1 protein-coding gene is annotated in these 1,391 nt (G+C 59.5%); it reads right to left on the bottom strand.

What is annotated here, in order from left to right; all coding sequences use genetic code 11:
* Positions 1–37: 37 nt before the first annotated feature.
* Positions 38–1,324, bottom strand: coding sequence for an IS256 family transposase (locus tag QMK31_RS17195; protein ID WP_283502172.1), 1,287 nt, complete (start codon positions 1,322–1,324; stop codon positions 38–40).
* Between the last annotated feature and the right edge of the window lie 67 nt (positions 1,325–1,391).

Here is a 1,391-nt window from a genome sequence, read left to right as displayed (position 1 = left end):
GGGTGTGTCTCAGTAACGGTGTTTCCGGCGTTTTTCATTAGTAGGATTCTGCGTTCGGCCAGCGGTCTTGGAAGGTGATGGCGAAGGCGTTGAGAGCTGGCTTCCAACGCATCGTCCAACGAGCTCGGCCCTCACCGGTGGGATCGAGACTTCGAGTGACCAGATACAAGCATTTTAGAGCAGCCTGCTCCGTGGGGAAATGTCCTCGAGCACGCACCGCCCGCCGGTACCGGGCATTGAGTGACTCGATCGCATTCGTGGAGCAAATCACCTGGCGGATCTCGGGGTCGTACGACAAGAACGGGGTGAATTCTTCCCACGCCGACTCCCACAATCGGATGATCGCACCGTATTTCTTGCCCCACATGTCGGTCAGATCATCCAACGCCGCCCGCGCCGCGTCAACGGTCGGAGCGGTATAGATCGGTTTCACCGCTCGTTTCATCGCATCCCGATCCTTCTTCGACGACAGCTTGAACGTGTTCCGAATGAGGTGAATGATGCACGTCTGCACCGTCGTCAACGGCCACACGTTCCCGACAACGTCCGGCAATCCTTTCAACCCGTCACAGACCAGGAAGAACGTGTCGGTGACACCACGGTTCTTGATGTCGGTCAGGACAGACATCCAGAACTTAGCGCCCTCACCGCCGGTGCCGGCCCACAACCCCAGAATGTCTTTATCACCGTCCAGGGTCACGCCGATAGCCGCGTAGATGGGCCGGTTGGCGACCTGCCCATCACGGATCTTCACCACGATCGCATCAATGAAGATCGCCGCGTAGACGCCGTTCAACGGGCGAGACTGCCACGTTTGCATCTCCTCGATCACTTTGTCCGTGATGCGGGAGATGGTCTCCTTGGATACCTGCGCGCCGTATATCTGGTTGAAGTGCGCGCTGATCTCCCCAGTCGTGAGGCCGCGGGCATAGAGCGAGAGCACAATCTCATCAACCCCGGTCAAACGTCGCTGTCGTTTCGGCACGATCACCGGAGTGAACGTGCCATCCCGGTCACGAGGCACCTGAATGGTCACCGGCCCCGTCGACGGACTGATCACCGTTTTGGGCCGGGCGCCGTTGCGCACGTTCGAGTCGTCACGCTCATCCGGGGCACGGTTCTTCTCATGGCCGAGATGCTCGGTCATTTCCTCGTTCAGCGCCGTCTCCAGGAACGTTTTCGTGAACTGGCCCAACAGCCCATTCGGGCCATCCAAGGTCAGGCCCTGCTCCTTAGCCAGGCGCACCCATTCCTTCGCCGCCACCGCCTCACGGGTGGGCTCATTTTTCGTCTTCTTCGTCACAGCATCAAGTGTCGTCATCACGGCACCTTTCCCGCCAGACCCACGTCCAGCGCGTCAGGCCGGAAACACCGTTTAAGAGACAGTCCCC

It is taken from the genome of Cryobacterium sp. PH31-O1 (assembly GCF_030063455.1).
GTDB lineage: Bacteria > Actinomycetota > Actinomycetes > Actinomycetales > Microbacteriaceae > Cryobacterium.
Note: the sequence above shows the minus strand (reverse complement) of the source record. Positions and strands in the feature narration are given on the sequence as shown.